Source organism: Undibacterium sp. Ji83W (assembly GCF_049340385.1).
GTDB lineage: Bacteria > Pseudomonadota > Gammaproteobacteria > Burkholderiales > Burkholderiaceae_D > Undibacterium.
Window position 1 is genome coordinate 337,552 of the sequence record NZ_JBMPOZ010000001.1, and the last position, 16,977, is coordinate 354,528.

General features: G+C 49.7%; 14 protein-coding genes. 4 read left to right on the top strand and 10 right to left on the bottom strand.

All coding sequences use genetic code 11. The annotated features are described in order from the left end of the window. Nucleotides 1–606 precede the first annotated feature (606 nt). Both ACO0LD_RS01590 and ACO0LD_RS01595 read right to left on the bottom strand, forming a co-directional pair. Entirely contained in the window at nt 607–1,911 is a 1,305-nt protein-coding gene (locus tag ACO0LD_RS01590) for a c-type cytochrome (RefSeq protein WP_423003054.1), read from the bottom strand. A gap of 16 nt (nt 1,912–1,927) precedes the next feature. Then, nucleotides 1,928–2,656 carry a c-type cytochrome gene (locus tag ACO0LD_RS01595; RefSeq protein ID WP_423003056.1) on the bottom strand — a complete coding sequence of 243 codons (729 nt, stop codon included), beginning with the start codon at nt 2,654–2,656 and terminating at the stop codon, nt 1,928–1,930. Between the two features lie 465 nt (nt 2,657–3,121). Between ACO0LD_RS01595 and rpoD the strand changes: the two genes are divergently transcribed. Beyond that, on the top strand, nt 3,122–5,935 hold the full coding sequence (gene rpoD, locus ACO0LD_RS01600) for an RNA polymerase sigma factor RpoD (RefSeq protein WP_423003058.1): 2,814 nt from the start codon (nt 3,122–3,124) through the stop codon (nt 5,933–5,935). Between the two features lie 64 nt (nt 5,936–5,999). Here the strand turns inward: rpoD and ACO0LD_RS01605 are convergent, their stop codons facing one another. Continuing rightward, nucleotides 6,000–6,524 carry an AAA family ATPase gene (locus ACO0LD_RS01605; protein WP_423003060.1) on the bottom strand — a complete coding sequence of 175 codons (525 nt, stop codon included), beginning with the start codon at nt 6,522–6,524 and terminating at the stop codon, nt 6,000–6,002. Next, the gene (gene pnuC, locus ACO0LD_RS01610) at nt 6,512–7,102 is read right to left on the bottom strand and encodes a nicotinamide riboside transporter PnuC (RefSeq protein WP_423004060.1); all 591 of its coding nucleotides are present in this window, start codon (nt 7,100–7,102) and stop codon (nt 6,512–6,514) included. Before pnuC ends, ACO0LD_RS01605 begins: the two co-directional genes overlap by 13 nt. Nucleotides 7,103–7,394: 292 nt before the next feature. Here pnuC and ACO0LD_RS01615 point away from each other — a divergent pair, with 292 nt between their 5' ends. Continuing rightward, nucleotides 7,395–7,892 carry a pilin gene (locus ACO0LD_RS01615; RefSeq protein WP_423003062.1) on the top strand — a complete coding sequence of 166 codons (498 nt, stop codon included), beginning with the start codon at nt 7,395–7,397 and terminating at the stop codon, nt 7,890–7,892. 96 nt (nt 7,893–7,988) lie between these two features. Here ACO0LD_RS01615 and ACO0LD_RS01620 read toward each other — a convergent pair whose 3' ends face one another. Next, nucleotides 7,989–10,292: a TonB-dependent receptor plug domain-containing protein gene (locus ACO0LD_RS01620; protein WP_423003064.1), complete on the bottom strand. Its 2,304-nt coding sequence runs from the start codon at nt 10,290–10,292 to the stop codon at nt 7,989–7,991. Between the two features lie 247 nt (nt 10,293–10,539). Between ACO0LD_RS01620 and ACO0LD_RS01625 the strand changes: the two genes are divergently transcribed. Next, nucleotides 10,540–10,734, top strand: a complete 195-nt coding sequence (locus ACO0LD_RS01625) for a hypothetical protein (protein WP_423003066.1) — start codon at nt 10,540–10,542, stop codon at nt 10,732–10,734. 18 nt (nt 10,735–10,752) lie between these two features. Here ACO0LD_RS01625 and ACO0LD_RS01630 read toward each other — a convergent pair whose 3' ends face one another. The 5 genes from ACO0LD_RS01630 to ACO0LD_RS01650 all read right to left on the bottom strand — a co-directional run bounded on the left by ACO0LD_RS01630 (nt 10,753) and on the right by ACO0LD_RS01650 (nt 15,984). Continuing rightward, nucleotides 10,753–11,508, bottom strand: coding sequence for a hypothetical protein (locus ACO0LD_RS01630; protein ID WP_423003068.1), 756 nt, complete (start codon nt 11,506–11,508; stop codon nt 10,753–10,755). A gap of 12 nt (nt 11,509–11,520) precedes the next feature. After that, a complete protein-coding gene (locus ACO0LD_RS01635; protein WP_423003070.1) occupies nt 11,521–12,363 on the bottom strand; it encodes a MipA/OmpV family protein in 843 nt (280 codons plus the stop codon). A gap of 331 nt (nt 12,364–12,694) precedes the next feature. Continuing rightward, on the bottom strand, nt 12,695–13,822 hold the full coding sequence (locus tag ACO0LD_RS01640) for a glycosyltransferase family 4 protein (RefSeq protein ID WP_423003072.1): 1,128 nt from the start codon (nt 13,820–13,822) through the stop codon (nt 12,695–12,697). Between the two features lie 149 nt (nt 13,823–13,971). Further along, a complete protein-coding gene (locus ACO0LD_RS01645) occupies nt 13,972–15,294 on the bottom strand; it encodes an ATP-binding protein (protein ID WP_423003074.1) in 1,323 nt (440 codons plus the stop codon). A 3-nt stretch (nt 15,295–15,297) separates the two neighbouring features. Further along, a complete protein-coding gene (locus ACO0LD_RS01650; RefSeq protein WP_423003076.1) occupies nt 15,298–15,984 on the bottom strand; it encodes a response regulator in 687 nt (228 codons plus the stop codon). A 228-nt stretch (nt 15,985–16,212) separates the two neighbouring features. On the opposite strand from ACO0LD_RS01650, the gene ACO0LD_RS01655 reads away from it, so the two are divergent. Further along, a complete protein-coding gene (locus ACO0LD_RS01655; protein ID WP_423003078.1) occupies nt 16,213–16,929 on the top strand; it encodes a hypothetical protein in 717 nt (238 codons plus the stop codon). Nucleotides 16,930–16,977 lie beyond the last annotated feature (48 nt).

Sequence of the window (16,977 nt, forward strand, 5' to 3'; positions counted from 1 at the left end):
TTAAGGCAGCTATGTGCACCGGGGATGATGCCATACCTGCCGTAAAGTGGCTGTTGCACCCAGCGCCGGAAAATCTTTTCTTGGCAAACTGTTTTTGCTGCCATCTGCAAATTCGTGGTGGTGTCACTTCCAGTGCGACAAGTGGCATGGACAGGGGTGTCGGATAACACTATTCCTCTCGCTGCCGAACCAGATAATGCAAGTCCTTTCACTGACCTCACTACATCAGCGTTCACACTAGTGCTCGTGCCACCACCACACGCCGCCAACATAACTGTTAGGACTTACAAAAAACCGCCCCAGCTGCGTTGCAGCTCCTAGCCGTACTTAAAGTACTGTCTTCGTCGCTGACGGTGTAGTCGGGATTTCAGGCAACATGTTGCCTGCCGACGTAACAAACATCCCCTACAAGGGATGTTCCATAAAAGCGATAGCCTTGCTGGGACAATTTTGTGTAAGTCCCAACTGAAGAAAACAGACAATCAGTGCAGCAACAGATTTCAAGCTACCTGCAAATAATTTCTATTAGCACTAGTGTAAAAGCTGATGATGGTCAAGAATGTTTAAAAATGTATGTGAATTGTCATCGAATTGTAATCTGCCGACTTACTCCATGGCCGCAGTACGGTAGCGATTGACTTCTGCCGAGGTCAGCGTGTCAGCTTTATTGCCCCAGGCATTGCGGACATAACTGAGTACCAGGGCGACTTCGCTATCATTAAGGGTATGCGCAAAAGGTGGCATGCCATAGGGACGCGGATTATCTTTGGTGACCGGCGGGAAACCGCCAGACAAAACCATGCGTACAGGGTTAGACAAGGCATGGCTGAGCAAGGAGGGATTAGCCTTGAGTGCCGGATAAATATTTGCTACACCTTCGCCCTGCGCTCCGTGGCAATCCACGCAGTGGGTTTTATACAGCGCACCGCCCTGCTTCATGACTGCATCCATACGTTCTGCGCTCAGTTCCGGGCCTGCCATGACTTTGTCGAGCATGTCTTTTTCTGCTGCTTGCACGGTAGGTATGGCCTGTAGATAGCTGACCATGGATTTGATATCAGCATCTGACAAATGCTGGGTGCTGCCCGCCACTACTTCTGCCATGGGGCCGGATACGGCGGTATGTTGATTCACGCCCGATTTCAACAAGGCGATTAACTCTTGTGGCGACCACTTCGCCAGACTGACTTCTTTGCTATTCGTCAACGCCGGCGCATACCAGCTTGTCAGTTCACCACCAGATAAATCATTCACTCCAGCATTTGCTCCCAGGCTATTGCGACTACTGTGACAGGCACTGCAATGTCCCAGACCATTGACCAGATAGGCACCGCGATTCCATTCTGCAGATTTGCCAGCGTCAGCCTGGTAACTGACAGGACGGAAATAGGCTGCACGCCAAAATGCCAGTAAAGCACGGCTATCATAAGGAAAGCGCAGTTCATGTGCCTGATTTTGCTTCTCTACCTTGGGTAAAGACATCAGGTAGGCATACATGGCATCGGCATCACCCCGCGACACCTGGGTGTAATTAGTGTAGGGGAAAGACGGGTATAGCAAACTGCCATCTTTGGATTTACCATTATGCAAGGCTTGCCAGAAATCTTCAGCGGTCCAGCTACCTATCCCTGTTTTTACATCAGGCGTGATATTCGGTGTTTTGAAATTGCCAAAATCGGTTTGTAATAAGCGTCCTCCGGCAAATGCAGCTTCACCGCGCGCGGTATGGCAGCCCATGCAATTACCAGCTTTGACCAGATACTCGCCCCTGGCTATTTGATCTGCTACTGACAAACTGCCAGTGGGGGTAGTTGTAGCGCTTTTATCATCGACCAGATAATAGCCAAAGCCTGCTACGGCGGCGATGCCCGCCAGCAAAAGCAGCAAAGCGAACAATAGGATTTTTTTCATGGATTTGTTATAAAAATTATTGAGACAGGCTGCCACATTTCATTGGCAATAGCCGGTACTCTGTTACCGTCAATATTGGCGCGACGCTATCGCTGGGCACAGTCTGGGCCGCCAGCCAGCTTGACACTGCCGCGAGATCTGCAGGCTTGAGCTTGCTGGCAATTTGCTGCATGCAGTCAGGTGCATGCGCCTTGCGGCTACCAGTTTGCCAGGCCCCCAGTTGGGCAACCAGATAGTCACGCGGCAAGCCCACCAGCCCCGGCACGAAGGGGGCCAGGCCCGTCATGTTCTTGCCGTGGCAAGAGACGCAGGCGGGTAAATTGCGTGATTTGTCACCTTGCACAACCAGTTGCCTGCCTTGCTCCAGCGAAGTGGCATTCGCTTCACTGGCTTGAGGTGCAGAGTAAGGTGGGTGCAGGCTGGAAAAATAATCAGCAATTTCTTTCAGATATGCATCAGACATATGCGCAACCATATACCGCATGGCAGGATAAGCACGTTTTCCTTCCCTGAAATTCAGTAACTGGTTATACAGATAACCGGCTGGCTTACCGGCAATACGCGGGTAAAAACCGTCAGTCCCTGCCCTGCCCTCGGCACCATGACAGGCAGTACAGGCTTTTAGCCTTTGTTCCAAAGTATCCGGCACCCGCTGTGCAGACTGCGTCGATTGTGCCGACGCGATGAGTGGCAAACCCAATACGACATACAGCAGGCCGGATTTCAAACGAGAAGTAAAGTGCATGGTGATAAAACAAATGATGGCACAAAGACGCTAGCTTAACAGTTTGTCCAATTCCTTTAAGGCGAACAGCAAATCTTCTGATTTATATCAAACATTGCCAAGCAGATCATTCCTTGAAGCTTCAAGCAAAAATGCCACAAAATCAGGCAAAGCCGACGTATTTGCGTCGTACGGCAGTTGTCTGAGCGCAGGTTTCAATACCTATTCAACAGCCAGATAAATTTTTCTGCAAAAGAAAGCAAAGTCTTGCTTGTCAAGAATGCCTAAGCCGGGGATAATTCTGCCCTTTCGTCTCTTTTGAGGCCCAGATTCAGCAAGATGACCTGGCCCGCTTTTACCAGCGGGCTTTTTTATCCGCGCCGCGCCTGCCGTTGATCTGTAGATGATGATCGCCAGCAGCTTTTTCGCCCTTGCTATTGCCTAACACCATTGACAAGCTTTTGTTGTCGTACTCGAATTTGTTACATGAAAAACAGCTTAACTGACTCAAACACTTCTCCTGCAACAAAAACAGGCTCAACGCTGACATTAGGTAAAAAACCGCAACTGCAACTGAGCCGTCCGTCGCTGAGCATCGCGCGCACGGCCACAGTGCAAACTGTACAAGTGGTGGTCCCAGTATCGAACCCCATGGACTCGATCGAGGAAACACCGACACTGGTCACAACGCCAGTGACGGTGATTACCAAGCGTCGTTCCAGATTACAGGCTGCGATGGCTGACGGTAGCGATGCGTCTGAAGAAACTGCAAGCACGTCCATGGAAGTGGAATCAGTGGCAACTGATAGTGACGAAAGCAGCAGTGCTGAGATGTCTGCTGCTGTAACAGACATTATGGCTGACGCTACTACGGACACTGCAGAAAGCGCCAACAGAACCGAAGCTACTGCCAGTAGCAGCGCCACTGATGCAGAGGTAGCCAAGCCGCGTGTAGTCGTCATACGCAAGAGCGGCCCCAAACTGGCTAAAAAATTATTGCTGGCAGATCAGCCTGCGACTGCTGCGCCTGTGGTCATTAAACGCGAAGCGCGCATAGGTTCAGGCAAACTGGCACCGCCTGCACCGGTAGTCACGCTCAAGCCCGTAGCTACGGTTGTGCAAGCCGTGAGCGGCACTTCTGCAACACCTGCAGCGTTTATTGCTTCAGTTGCGTCCACTGCGCCCACTGTGCCAGCCACTTCCGCAACATCAACTGCCTCAAGCACATCTACCGCTCCAGCGGCTGCCGCATCCAGCATCAAGGACATAGATACATCTGCCTATGTCTTGCCAGCGATGCGCGAGCCTGCCAAGCGTGGCCGCAAGTCTTCTGAATTTCATTTTGAAAATGATGAAATCCAGGCTTTGAATGCTGCAGAATCGGCAGAGATGAAGCGCGCAGCGCGCGTCAAGGCCAAGAAGCCGACGCCAGCCAATGCAGCAAACCAGGAAGCACAACTGGAGCAATATCGCAAGCAACTGACCAAATTGATCAATCTGGGCAAGGACCGCAGTTACCTGACCCATGCAGAAATCAATGATCACCTGCCTGACGACGTTGCTGACGCTGAGATGATACAAGGCGTTATCAGCACCCTCAACGACATGGGTATTGCCGTCTATGACGCCGCACCTGATGCCGCGATGATGCTGTTGACCGATAACGTCGCCAACAATGTCACTGAAGATGAAGCAGAGGCCGCAGCGGCTGCCGCGCTGGCCACTGTTGACTCAGACTTTGGTCGCACTACTGACCCGGTACGCATGTATATGCGTGAAATGGGTGGTGTGGAATTGCTGACACGTTCAGGCGAAATCGAAATCGCCAAGCGCATTGAAGATGGCTTGAAAGACATGGTGCAGGCTATCTCTGCCTGCCCTGGCACGATACAAGAAATGCTGGCGATTGCCGACAAGATTTCCAAAGATGAAATTCGCGTGGATGACATCATTGACGGTCTGCTGGACCCTGATGCAAGTGATGCACCAGCCATAGAACTCAGCGACAACGACGATCTGGACGACCTGGACGATGACGATGATGCGGTAGCAGAAAATGCCAGCGGCATCAGCGATGAGCAATTGCAGCAAATGAAAAACGTAGTCTTGCAAAAATTTGCAATCGTCGCGATGCGCTTTGAGCAAATGCAAGCTGCCCGCACTACGGATGGTTATAAATCTCCTGCTTACCAGCAGGCACAGATTGCCATCACAAGTGAGCTGCAAGGCATGCGTTTCAGCGTCAAGACTGCAGAAAAACTGTGCGACTCTCTGCGCAAGCAAATGAAAACGCTGCGCCAGACTGAAAAGCAGATGCTGGAATTGATGGTCAATAAATGCGGCATGCCGCGTGCTTATTTTGTTGAACATTTCCGCCAGAATGCGACTAATCCAGAATGGCTGAACAAGGAAATGAATGGCACATCCAGCTATGCAGCTATCCTGGGCCGCAATATTCATGCCGCCCGTGAATTGCAGCAAAAGCTGATAGACCTGGAACACAATGTCTGCCTGCCTTTGTTTGACCTGCGTGAAATCAACAAGCAGATGGTGGCTGGTGAAAAACGTTCCAGCGAAGCCAAGGCAGCCATGACTGAGGCCAATTTGCGCCTGGTCATTTCCATCGCCAAGAAATATGTCAACCGTGGCCTGCAATTCCTGGACTTGATCCAGGAAGGTAATATTGGTTTGCTCAAGGCCGTGGATAAATTTGAATACCGTCGTGGTTATAAATTTTCTACTTATGCCACCTGGTGGATCAGGCAGGCGATTGCGCGTGCCATTGCCGATCAGGCGCGCACTATCCGCGTACCGGTGCACATGATAGAAACCATCAACAAAATGAACCGCGTGCGCCGCCAGCTCTTGCAAACGACAGGCCTGGAACCAGAACCGGCGGCGATTGCCGAGAAGATGGGTCTGCCTGAAGGCAAGGTCAGGGAAATCCTGAAGATCGCGAAAGAACCAGTCTCGCTGGATGTGCCTATCGGCGACGATGGTGATTCACAACTGGGTGATTTTATCGAAGACAGCATGACCTTGTCCCCTATGGCAGCAGCAATGCAGGCATCAGTACAAGAGAAATTGAAAGAAGCACTGGATTCTTTAAGCCCGCGCGAAGCCAAGGTCTTGCGCATGCGCTTTGGTCTGGAAACCAGTACCGAATTCACGCTGGAAGAAGTAGGTAAGCAATTTGAAGTAACGCGTGAACGCATACGCCAGATTGAATCCAAGGCCATGAAAAAACTGCGCCACCCTGCTCGCGCGGATCACCTGAAGAGCCTGATGGAAAGCAACTAAGTCTGGCTCGGGTCTCAAATAAAAAGCACTGCATCTCCAAGATTGCAGTGCTTTTTTCATTGGATCAACTAAGCAGGAAAGACAAAGCGAACTGCACCTGTTCGAGCCTGGACTGGGTGCTGCCCTCAACCAACAAGAAAGGAATTTCCCTTTCATCCAGCACATCCAATACTTCTTGATGTACGCGATCACGCACATAGGCAGATTCACGTTGCAAACCATCAGGCTGCCAGGGAAAGTCTGGCGCAGTGACTATGCAAAAATCATATTGATGCGACAGTTCCATCTCAGCCAGCTCTGAATCTGGCTCACCAAAATAATGACGGCTGTAGATCGCCGTCATGATGGGGCCAGTATCGCAAAACAGCCATTGCCTGGCCTTAGGCAGCAATTCAGTTTCCCGCTTCACCTGCGTGCGGGCGATGAGAATTTGCTCTTCTGCCTTAGGGACGCGCTGGTTTTGCTCAACAAATTCACGCAAATACTCTGGCACCCACATGGTCTGGTAATGCTTGGCCAAAGCCTCGGCCAATATGGATTTGCCAGAGGACTCGGCCCCCAATATGACGACACGATTTACTGAGGACATGTTTTACTCCAGGCACGCAGGCCCATGATAGCCATGATAACGAAAATTGCATACAACAGTGCCGTCAGCATCAGGCCCTTGTATATATACAGACCGACATACAACACGTCGACGACTATCCAGACATGCCAGTTTTCCAGTTTTTTACGACTCAGCAAAACCTGCCCCAGCAAACTGCCCGCGGTCAGAAAACCATCGGCATACGGCACATCAGTATCTGTATAAGTCTTGAGAAACCAGGCCAGCAAGACGAAAGCCAGCAAAGTCGCACCCAAAGAACTCCGCCTGTCCGGCGTATTCAAACGCGTGACTTGCAAGCGTTCTTGCGCATCATCGCCACGCAGCCAGTTGAACCAGCCCCAGACAGATACCAGGATAAAGACAAACTGCAAACCCATGTCCCCATACAGTCTGGCATCAAAAAACACCGCCGCATACAAGCCGGACGATACGATGGAAAACAGCCAGGCCCAGTGCAACTGCCGTATGTTCAGCGCGACGGTGATGACAGACAAGACAAAGGAAGCCAACTCCAGCAGGTTGGTTGTGAAACCGAATAAGGGGATAGGATCATTCATCATGCAAAAGTTTATTGGCAGGGCTTACGCAAAACCGCCCCAGCTGCGTTGCAGCGCCTAGTCGTACTAAAGTACTGTCTTCGTCGCTGACGCCTTGCTGGGACAATTTTGCGTAAGCCCTAATTAGCTTGTTCGCATTATCAACGATAGCGCTACTTGTGTCATAGCATATTGCGCAACATGACCTTGCCAATCGGGCGACAAGTACAATGTCGTGATATTTAGATTGTGATAAGCAAGACTTATCCGCTATATTTCTAAAAACTCACAAAATCAATAGAAAATCAGCTTTATGAAAAAATATTCGGGCTTTACAGTACTGGAAATGATGGTCGTTGTAGGCATCATTGCCATATTGGCAGCGATGGCAGTCCCATCTTATATGTTCAAGATCGTCAGGGAGCAGCTGGAAGTAGGCATACAGTTTGCCGATATTGCAAAAAAACCCGTGGCAGCTACATGGCAGGCAGAAAAGAAATTTCCTATCGATAATCTCGCCGCAGGCTTGCCAGTTGCAGACAAAATCGTCAGCAACCTGGTCAGCTCCGTTGATATACAGGACGGTGCAATCAATATCACCTTTGGCAATAATGCCCATGGCGTACTGAAAGGCAAAGTCCTGACCTTGCGCCCTGCAGTCGTTGAAGACGCTCCCATCGTGCCAGTGGCCTGGGTATGCGCCACCGGCACGCCGCCAGAGAAAATGACAGTCAAGGGGATAGACAAGACAACAGTACCAGCAGCCAACCTGCCTTCATACTGCAGACCAAAGCAAGAGAGCAAGAAATAAGCAGTGTTGGCCGCTTGGCTTAAACACCAAGCCTCTGTATATAGACAAAGGGCACTTCATTACTGAAGTGCCCTTCTCGTTTCAGTGTTGATAATGTCAGAACTTGTGTTCAAACATGACGCGGGCAGTCACGGTGGTAGGCGTGACCGACGTCTGGATTATTGAACCCTTATCGCTGTAAGTTCCGATATTGACATTATCCTGATGCAGGAGATTGCCCAGGGAAACACGCAAATTGGTTTTGGGATCAAATTTCCACAGGGCATATACATCGAGTACACGCTTGGGCACGGAATAAGAGCTCTGCACCGTAGAAATATTCACCGGACCACCGGTCTGGAAGCTGGCATTACCACCCAGTGTCAGTGGTATTTTATCCAATTTGTAATCCATGCCCAAATTGGCACTGATAGGCGTTTGTGAATCCAGGCGGTTATTCGGGCCAGGCACACTACTGATGCTGGACCAGTTGAAAGAGAGATTCGCCCTGAAATCGATAGCCGGTGCACCTTCCACCATCGCACGCAAAGGGAATTTGGCCTCCAGCTCTATACCCTTGGTCGTTGCCTGACCATCATTGACTGGCATGGTGACGTACACTGCATTCGGGTCAGTCCCCTCTTTGACCAACTGCGTACGCGTAAAATCATTGATCCGGCGGAAAAATACACTGGCACTGAGCATGCCACCACCAGGCAGATAGTGTTCATAAGCCATATCCAGACCCCAGGCCAGCTCTGGCTTGAGATTAGGATTACCCATACTGTCCGGGCTATTCGGGTTCTTGTTATCGTTCGAGATGAAGCGGCGAGGTATCAAACGGCTGGTATCTGGTGCCTTATAAGTACGGGTAAGCCCCAGCCTGATCTGGTCGTTCTTGCTGTCTGGCAGTTTGTACAAAGTTTGCAGTATCGGACTCCAGACGCTGAATCTGTTATGGATACTGTAAGGCGTGTTAGTCACATCCGTACTACTCGCTTTGAAGGCACCACTGCTACGGGTATCAATACCTTCCCAGCGCAAACCACCATACACGGACCATTGCTTGGTGACATTCCATTCATCCTGGGCAAACACCGCCATGCGGGTCACATCGGCATTGAAGTTTTCGTCAAGATTGATCAACGGCAAAGTGTTACTGACGTCAACTTGCGTACGTGTTTCACCACGCTTGCTATACGCGCCATCCCAGCCAAATACAAACGAGTGATCCTGAACAAATGGCGCACTATATTTGCCACTCATGGTCAGCCCTTTGTCTGTAGCGCCAGAAATGCTCCTGCGATCAAGTATCTGCGCATTATTCTCGCCATAACCCCACAATTCCACATCAGAATTGCGCTTGTTGTAGTTTAGGCCGAGTTTGACATCCAGCTTGGCACTATCGGCCAACTTGTGTATCCAGTTCAAATTAGTGCGCAACATAGAGAAATCGGAGTGCACATTTTGCAGGTCACTCGCATAAATTGGTTTTAAACTATTCTCCTTGCCAATCAATTCTGGAGGCAATACGCCAACGATAGCAGGCGTTCTTACCTCACTGAAATGTCCATCAAAACGGTTCGCATTGACAAAACTCTGCGTGGTCAGGGTATCGCCATTTTCAAAATTCCAATTGATCCTCGGTGAGAACCCCAGGTTATTGAAAGTCCCCCAACCGAGAGTGCTGGTGTGCGTTGTTGCATAAGGTCTGCCATTCGCATCCGTGCGTACTTCATCCGAATACGAAGGACGCTCATATTGACCATGATTCAGATTACCGGAGATGGAATAAGACATGCGGCCAGCTTTGTCGGAGACCTGGTAATTGATGTTTTCACCAAATTTGCCGCCATCTTCAAACAAACCAAGCTTGAGCTCTTTTTGTGCTGTCTGCACAGACTTTTTCAACACGATATTGATCGTACCTGCAATTGACGCGGTGCTGAGATCAGCAGTCGCTGCGCGTATCACTTCTATGCGCTCGATCAAATCAGGAGAAAGTGAATCCAGCGAAAAACCCGGTGGACTGGGTTCACCGTTCAGCATAATCTGGGTATAACCCGCGCCCAGGCCACGCATGCGGATATCACCGCCACGGCCTTGTACGCCACCTATAGTCACGCCTGGCAAGCGCTTGAGCACTTCGCTGACGGTGGTATCACCATAACGCACGATGTCTTCCTGCGTGACGACGATCTTGGTGGCTGTGTCCTGACGGCGCTCATCATAGGCGCGCGTACCCTGCACTTCCACTTTTTGCATCTTTGGTTCCAAGGCTTTGGCATCGGCTTTTTCAGCGGTTTCTGCTTTAGGTGGTGTTGCTGGAGTTGCAGTTTGAGCAAAGGAAGACTGGCTAAAAGCTGCCATGATCGCCAGGGACAAGATAGTCGGGCGCAAGCTGATACTGTTGGTTTGCATATAGATATTATTGTGGCAATAGTCGTTGAAGAACAAACCTAAGACCATACCACACGGCGTCAAGTTCCGCGACGCAGCAATTCTTTGCTCAAGTTTTTGCTTATTGCGGTTTTCAAATAAGCAATATTTCTTATCAAATCTTACAAATTATTTTTTGAAACATCAGAAACAGAGTTTTACACTAAAGTTGTCAACGCAATAGGCCTGTCAAGCATTGAATGAGGAGCAGTACAAACAGGAGTACATCATGCGAAGAAACATTATTACCATTGCCAGCATACTTGTTGGCATGTTCAGTCTGTCCGGCTGCGTTGTGGCACCGGCACATAACGGCTATGGGTATGGATATGGACCCAGTGTCTATGTCAGCCCTCCTCCGATTATCATCCAGAGTGGTCCTTACTGGGGCGGTGGTGGCGGCAGACATTGGCGTCGCTGGTAAGAACGAGAGTAATAATTTCTACTCAAAGACTGGCGCAATAGCTACAGGTGGCTGTTGTGCCAGCACTTGTGCTTTTTCTGGAGTATCAGAAAAACGCAGGGTCACGGTTCTATAAGCTCTGTTATTTTCATCAGGGAAAGCACTATTGTCTTGCCAGGCAAGTGCATGCACTTGCATGTCAGTGCCCCTGAGTTTGATTCCTGCTTGCGTCATACTTTTCAGGTATGAAAATCTAACGCCTGCACAGGACTTTGCAGCGGTTTTGGCATCTCCCATATTTTTCAAATATGCCTGCGCCTGCTCACACGCCAGGCGCAATTCAGCAATTTCGTAAATACCGTCAGCCCTGGCGATAATGGAAATCCGGCTTTGAAAACTGATCTGCCCGGATGCCTGGTTCAAGACCAGTTCAGCATTCTCATCGTAAGCTGATTTCAACAAAGGGAAATTAGCACGGCCCACTGCATCCAGAGGCAAATTAAGCCGCATGTTTTTGCTGACAAGATGCAATTGCAAATTGTCCGGTAAAGGATTGCCATTTTTTGTGCCCACCTGAAAATGGCTTTGAATCAGATGCTTGGGTTTGCCATACTTTTCAAACTGTATCATCAGGCGGTAAGCATTGCGGTAGCTGATCCATTCAGTCTCGACCTGGCTTTCCGATACCTGTGCCGCCGCCGGCTTCGTGGCTGGCGTTGCGCTATTCATTTGCGCAAAAGCCTGCACTGAAGCTAACTGCATCAGGACAAAAATGGAGGCGTACTTATTGATCATGCTTTTATAAAATTAAAATCGATATGCCAGGCCAGAATATACGGTGACGTAATTCTTCTTGCCCAACCACAAACTGTCGCTGTCAATATCAAACTGATGTATTCCCGTCACATGCGAAGTGACTATCCAGGATGAACTCAACTCCCAGTTCCAATTAACGCCCAGGTAAAAATTCCTGGCATTGGCATTTGTGTGCACGATATCTTTGCCTGACCTTGCAATCAGTATTTGACTGCCAGTGCCGACAAAATCGTTTGTATTACCACCGTTGACATACACAGGGTAGCCATCTGCAAAATTAGGATCAAACCTTGAGTTGGCACTATCGTAATAGCGCCTGCTCCAGGCCAGACCAGAAGATAATGCCAGCCCGTGATGGGATGCTATCTTGTAATAAGTACGTGCTTCTATGCTCAAGTAGGTAGTCTTCTTGCCTGCACCTGCGCCAAATAATAATTTGGACCCCACACGCAAGTTACTCATAGGGCGAAAGTTAAAAAAACCACCGGCTTGAAAACTGCCATCCACATCACCAAACCCAGCCAGCTTGCGCGCAGTTGAAGCGCTGCAACCTCTTTGGTAAGACAACAAAGGGCCATACTCATAGGCACTGGACTGGCTCAGATGCATGCCGAGATTGGTGTTGCGTAAAAAAACACCATTACTCCATTGCATTTGTACATTGGGCATGACACGCGTGGTTTGCTCACCACCCACTTCGCAACTGGGTTCGGAAATCACACCCAGGCCGACATACATGTCAGAACTGCCGTCCGGTAACATGCTAGCCGCCGGGGTCTGGGCGCAAGCAAGATTGGCAACGCAAAAAAGGGAGGCAAATATTATAGATTTCATGCTGGTCAATTGTAGTCGTATGTATACCCGGCCCATTTTCAATATCATTGAAACAGAAAAGCGGCACTACAGGTATAAGGGCGTGAGAAATCCGCATCATAGACACCTCTTTCCAATTTCGCAACTTCAATACCCATACTGAAACTCATCCTATTCATCCTATTTATCCAATGCGCTCTAAGAACCTGCTTGCGACCTGTAGCGAGCGTGCGTCAGCGGGGTCAGGACAACAAAAACGCAGCGCAAAAAGCGGAATGTACTCTAGTACATGAGCATTTTGAACAGCACATGAGCCACGATCACGCAGGCACAGTAAGATCGCAAACAGGTTCTACGGCTCTTTGGTATTTCCTGAAATTACATCAACATACAAGCGCACATAATTCTTTGCCATCATTTCAGAAGTAAATATGGTCTGGTAACGTTTTTGCGCAAATTGTCCCATTTGCGCTGCCAGCGCAGGCTTGTCCCACAGACGTGTCATGGCCGCCCGCAAGGCCAACACATCTTCTGGTGGCACCACCATACCGGTCTCGCCTGCAATATTGACATAACTGGTGCCTGTCCCTATCTCGCTCGATATCATGGGCTTGGCATACATCGCCCCTTCCAGTAGCGAGATGCCAAAAGCCTCTGAACGTAAGTGGGAAGGGAACACCACGCCATAGCAAAGACTGAGCAAGGCGACTTTATCTTCTTCAGGCAATGCACCCAGAAAATGTACATTGTCTAATTTCAAATCCCTTGCCTGTTGCTTCAGTGCGGCTTCTTCCGGTCCATTTCCGACGATCAGCACAGGCATGTCCGTATCGGCCACAGCCTCAAGCAAAATATGCAAGCCCTTGTAATAGCGCAGCATGCCAACGAATAAAAAGAAGCGGCCAGCAAAACGCTGCTGCCATTTGTCGATTAATTCTGGTGACGGCTGCGGATAAATATCTTTGTCCAGGCCATAAGTGATCACTTCAGTCTTGTCACGGTAACGGTTCAAGACCGGGCTGCTGGACAGATAATTAGGTGAAGTGGCAACGATCCTGTCCACATCATTCAAAAACCAGTGGCGCAAGGGCTGATACACTTTTTCCAGGAATTTTTGTCTCACAATATCTGAATGATAAGTCACGATACTTGGCTTTCTGATCCGGCAAAACAGATGCATCAAATCCATAAATGGCCAAGGGAAGTGATAGTGAATAATGTCAGCACTATTCGCCAGTTCCCTGAAGCGCGAGAGTGCCTGCCAGGAAAAACCTGTTGAAGCAATTTCAAAATTCTGTCTTACCCTGTGTACTCTATGCCCTTCCAGTTCCAATTCCAGATCGCCATGTTTGCGTGTCAGGGTCAGCACTTCTGCATCCACGCCCAGACGACTCGTCCCTATCGCCAGTTGCCGTATCGCTTGTTCTATTCCACCGAAAGTATCAGGGTGATAAGTGCGATAAAAATGCAATACTTTCATGGCAGACCTTGATCAGAGCGAATCAGAATGCAAACACCGTTTTGCAATATTATTGAGCAATGATAGATAGCCGTCTACTGCAAGTCTTCCCCAACTTGTCTGGCAAATGTCATCAATTTGTAAGCCTGGAATTTACTGCTGCCGTATTGCTATTCCTGAAGCAAAACAGGCAAGGAAATGATGAATTTGGCTCCGCCATATTGCCCTTCTTGCACCAATATTTGACCGCCGTGTGCAGATATCGCTTTTTTTACAATCGCCAAGCCCAGACCAAAACCACCAGTAGTTCGGTCACGGCTACGGTCCAGCCTGTAAAAAGCCTCAAAAATACGCTCTCTTTCCTCTGCTGGAATACCGGGACCATCATCTTCCAGAATGATTTCAACGCCACCATCTTCACTTCTGCTTGCATGCAGCCAGATGCGCGCAGTGGCGTACTTGGCGGCATTACGCAAGAGATTGCTGATTGCCCGTTTAAGCAAGCGTTGATCACCACAATAAGTACCCAGATCCGCAGAAAAATCTGCGCTGACCTGGTGTTCATCCAGCACATGCTGCAAGCTGTCCAAGCAATCAGAAAGACTACTGTTCAAGTCGAATTCACTACGGTACAGACTGACATCCTGATCAAGTTTGCCCAGATCCAGCAACTCGCTGACCAGCGCATTGAGCTCGCCGATATCGGCTTCCATGGCTTGCATCCGTGGTTCCAGTTGGGGATTTTTTGCGGCATTTCTCAATAGCTCCAGTGCAAATTCCAACCTGGCGATGGGTGTACGCAATTCATGCGAGACTGAATGCAAGAGATTTTTTTGCGCATCCAGCAGGCTCTCTATACGCGCCGCCATCTGGTTCATGCGCTGTGCCAGCGGGTGTATGCTGTCACGCTCTTTGGTTTGCGCCCTGACCTTCAGGTGACCTGCACCAAATTCGTCTGCCACTTTTTCCAGCGCCTGCAAGCCACGCCAGTGTGAACTGGACCAGACCGCAATCGGGATCAGCAGGCAAAGTGCCACGATGATGTAGCGCAGCGCTTCTGTTTTCAGGACGGGTGCAACATCGATAGGCAATTCCTGCGCATGAATGACTTCTTCATCACTGCCTACGTAGCGCTCCCCCTTCAGGTCAACACGGCGGTAAAAAGATTTGCTGGCGACATCAATCACTACTTCACCACGCATCAGTTGCGCCTGCCTTGCCTGGGTCAACTTTGCCAGTACCGGCTGCAGAGGGATCAAATCCATCTGGACGTGGGCAATTTCCCTTATTTTATTGAGACGTGTCAGCCATTCATTCTGGCCAGCCTGATCGACATACCCGGTCAATAATAAAATTTGTCCTGATGCCTGCTGCTGTGCGACTTCCTCCAGAGGATCGCCAAAGAAAATGGTGATGGAGACATAGATGGCAATCGTGGCAACGCTGATAGACAGCATCACCAAAGCAAAAAAACGCAGGAACAGGCGGTTCATCTGCTAGTCCCAGGCAGACGGGCTGAACAGATAGCCCTCTCCCCAGACAGTCTTGATTTTATCGGCATGCGGATCATCAAATTTGCGCCGCAAGCGGGAAATCTTATTATCGATGCTGCGATCCAGGCCATCAAACTCTATGCCACGCATCTGTATCAAAATATCGTTGCGCGACAAGACCTTGCCCGCAGCCTCTGCCAACACCAGCAATAATTTATATTCTGCGCTATTGAGTATGACCGTTTCATCGCGCCAGAATACCGTGCGGTCACTGCGGCACACGCGAAAGGCACCGAAGACGAGATCGGCGTTTTCATCTGCCGGTTCTTCCTTGACACGCCTGAGCAAGGCGCGCAAACGAGCCAATAATATCCTCGGTTGCACAGGCTTATTGACATAGTCATCTGCTCCTTGCTCCAGGCCTGAGACTTCATCAAAGGCATCTTCACGCGCCGTCAGAATCAAGATCGGCACGGTACTGATAGCACGCAACTGGCGGCAAACCACCATGCCGTCCATACCAGGCAACATAAGATCAAGCACGACAATATCCGGCGAAGTTTGCTGGAAATGGCTCAGGGCGACATCGCCACGGCTGACGATGTCAATGGTGAATTCGTATTCTCTCAGGTACTCGGCAACCAATGCTGCCAGCTTGGCGTCATCTTCCACCAGCATTACACGAAACATAAATCTCTCCTTTGCCCGCATTGTAGTAGAGCAGCGCGCGATTTTACGCACATTGCATGCTGCTGCGGTACAAATTACAATTTTCAGACAATTCCAGACTGAGCAGGATTTACAAATTGGAGACAATTACCTGACATTTCGAGAACGATTTTATCGCTTCGTCCCGCTATTCTCTGTCGCCATACCACCCCAACAGGCAAGCGTTTAAACTCTTTTTTGGTTTTCATCATGAAAATACCCGCACATTTCTTTGTAGCTACTCTCATCGCGACCCTGCTGACTGCCTGTGGCGGCACCAGTGATTATATTCCCAAGCCCCTGCCAGTCCAGATCAATACTGATTTCAGTACCGAGCCACCGGGCTGGGCATTTGGTACTTCAGATTTTAGCAACGAGACCAAGCCCACCGACATCGTCACTGAGTACCGCACCCTGCCCCTGCCTTTCAGTGGCAAGGGTTTGTACACCTTTGGCACCAACCGCAGCGATGATCTGTTCATTTACATCAAGAAAAAATACTCAGGCTTTGCCCCGAATACCGAATACGCTTTAAGCTTCCAGGCCACCATCGTCACCAATGTGGCCACTGGTTGCTTTGGCGTTGGTGGCTCACCTGGCGAAAGTGTCTGGTTCTTCGGCGGTGCATCCCCTATCGAACCATTGACAATACAAAAAGGCAATGAGTTCGTCATGAATATAGACCGGGGTGGTCAGGCTGGGTCGGGCAAGTACGCCCAGGTACTGGGCACCATAGGCAATGCCAGCACCGATTGTGGCCGGGCACCGTATATGGAGAAAAAACTCACTAATCAGACAGCCTTGAATGTCAAGACCGAAGCCGATGGCAGCCTGTGGATATTGTTCGGTCTGGATTCCGGTTTTGAATCCACCAGCCATATCTATTACAAGAACATCACCGTCAATGCCGTGCCAGTAGTGAAATAAGTACCAGCAAATAAGTTCCAAGCTTGCCGTTTGCCTGTACGCCGGGCA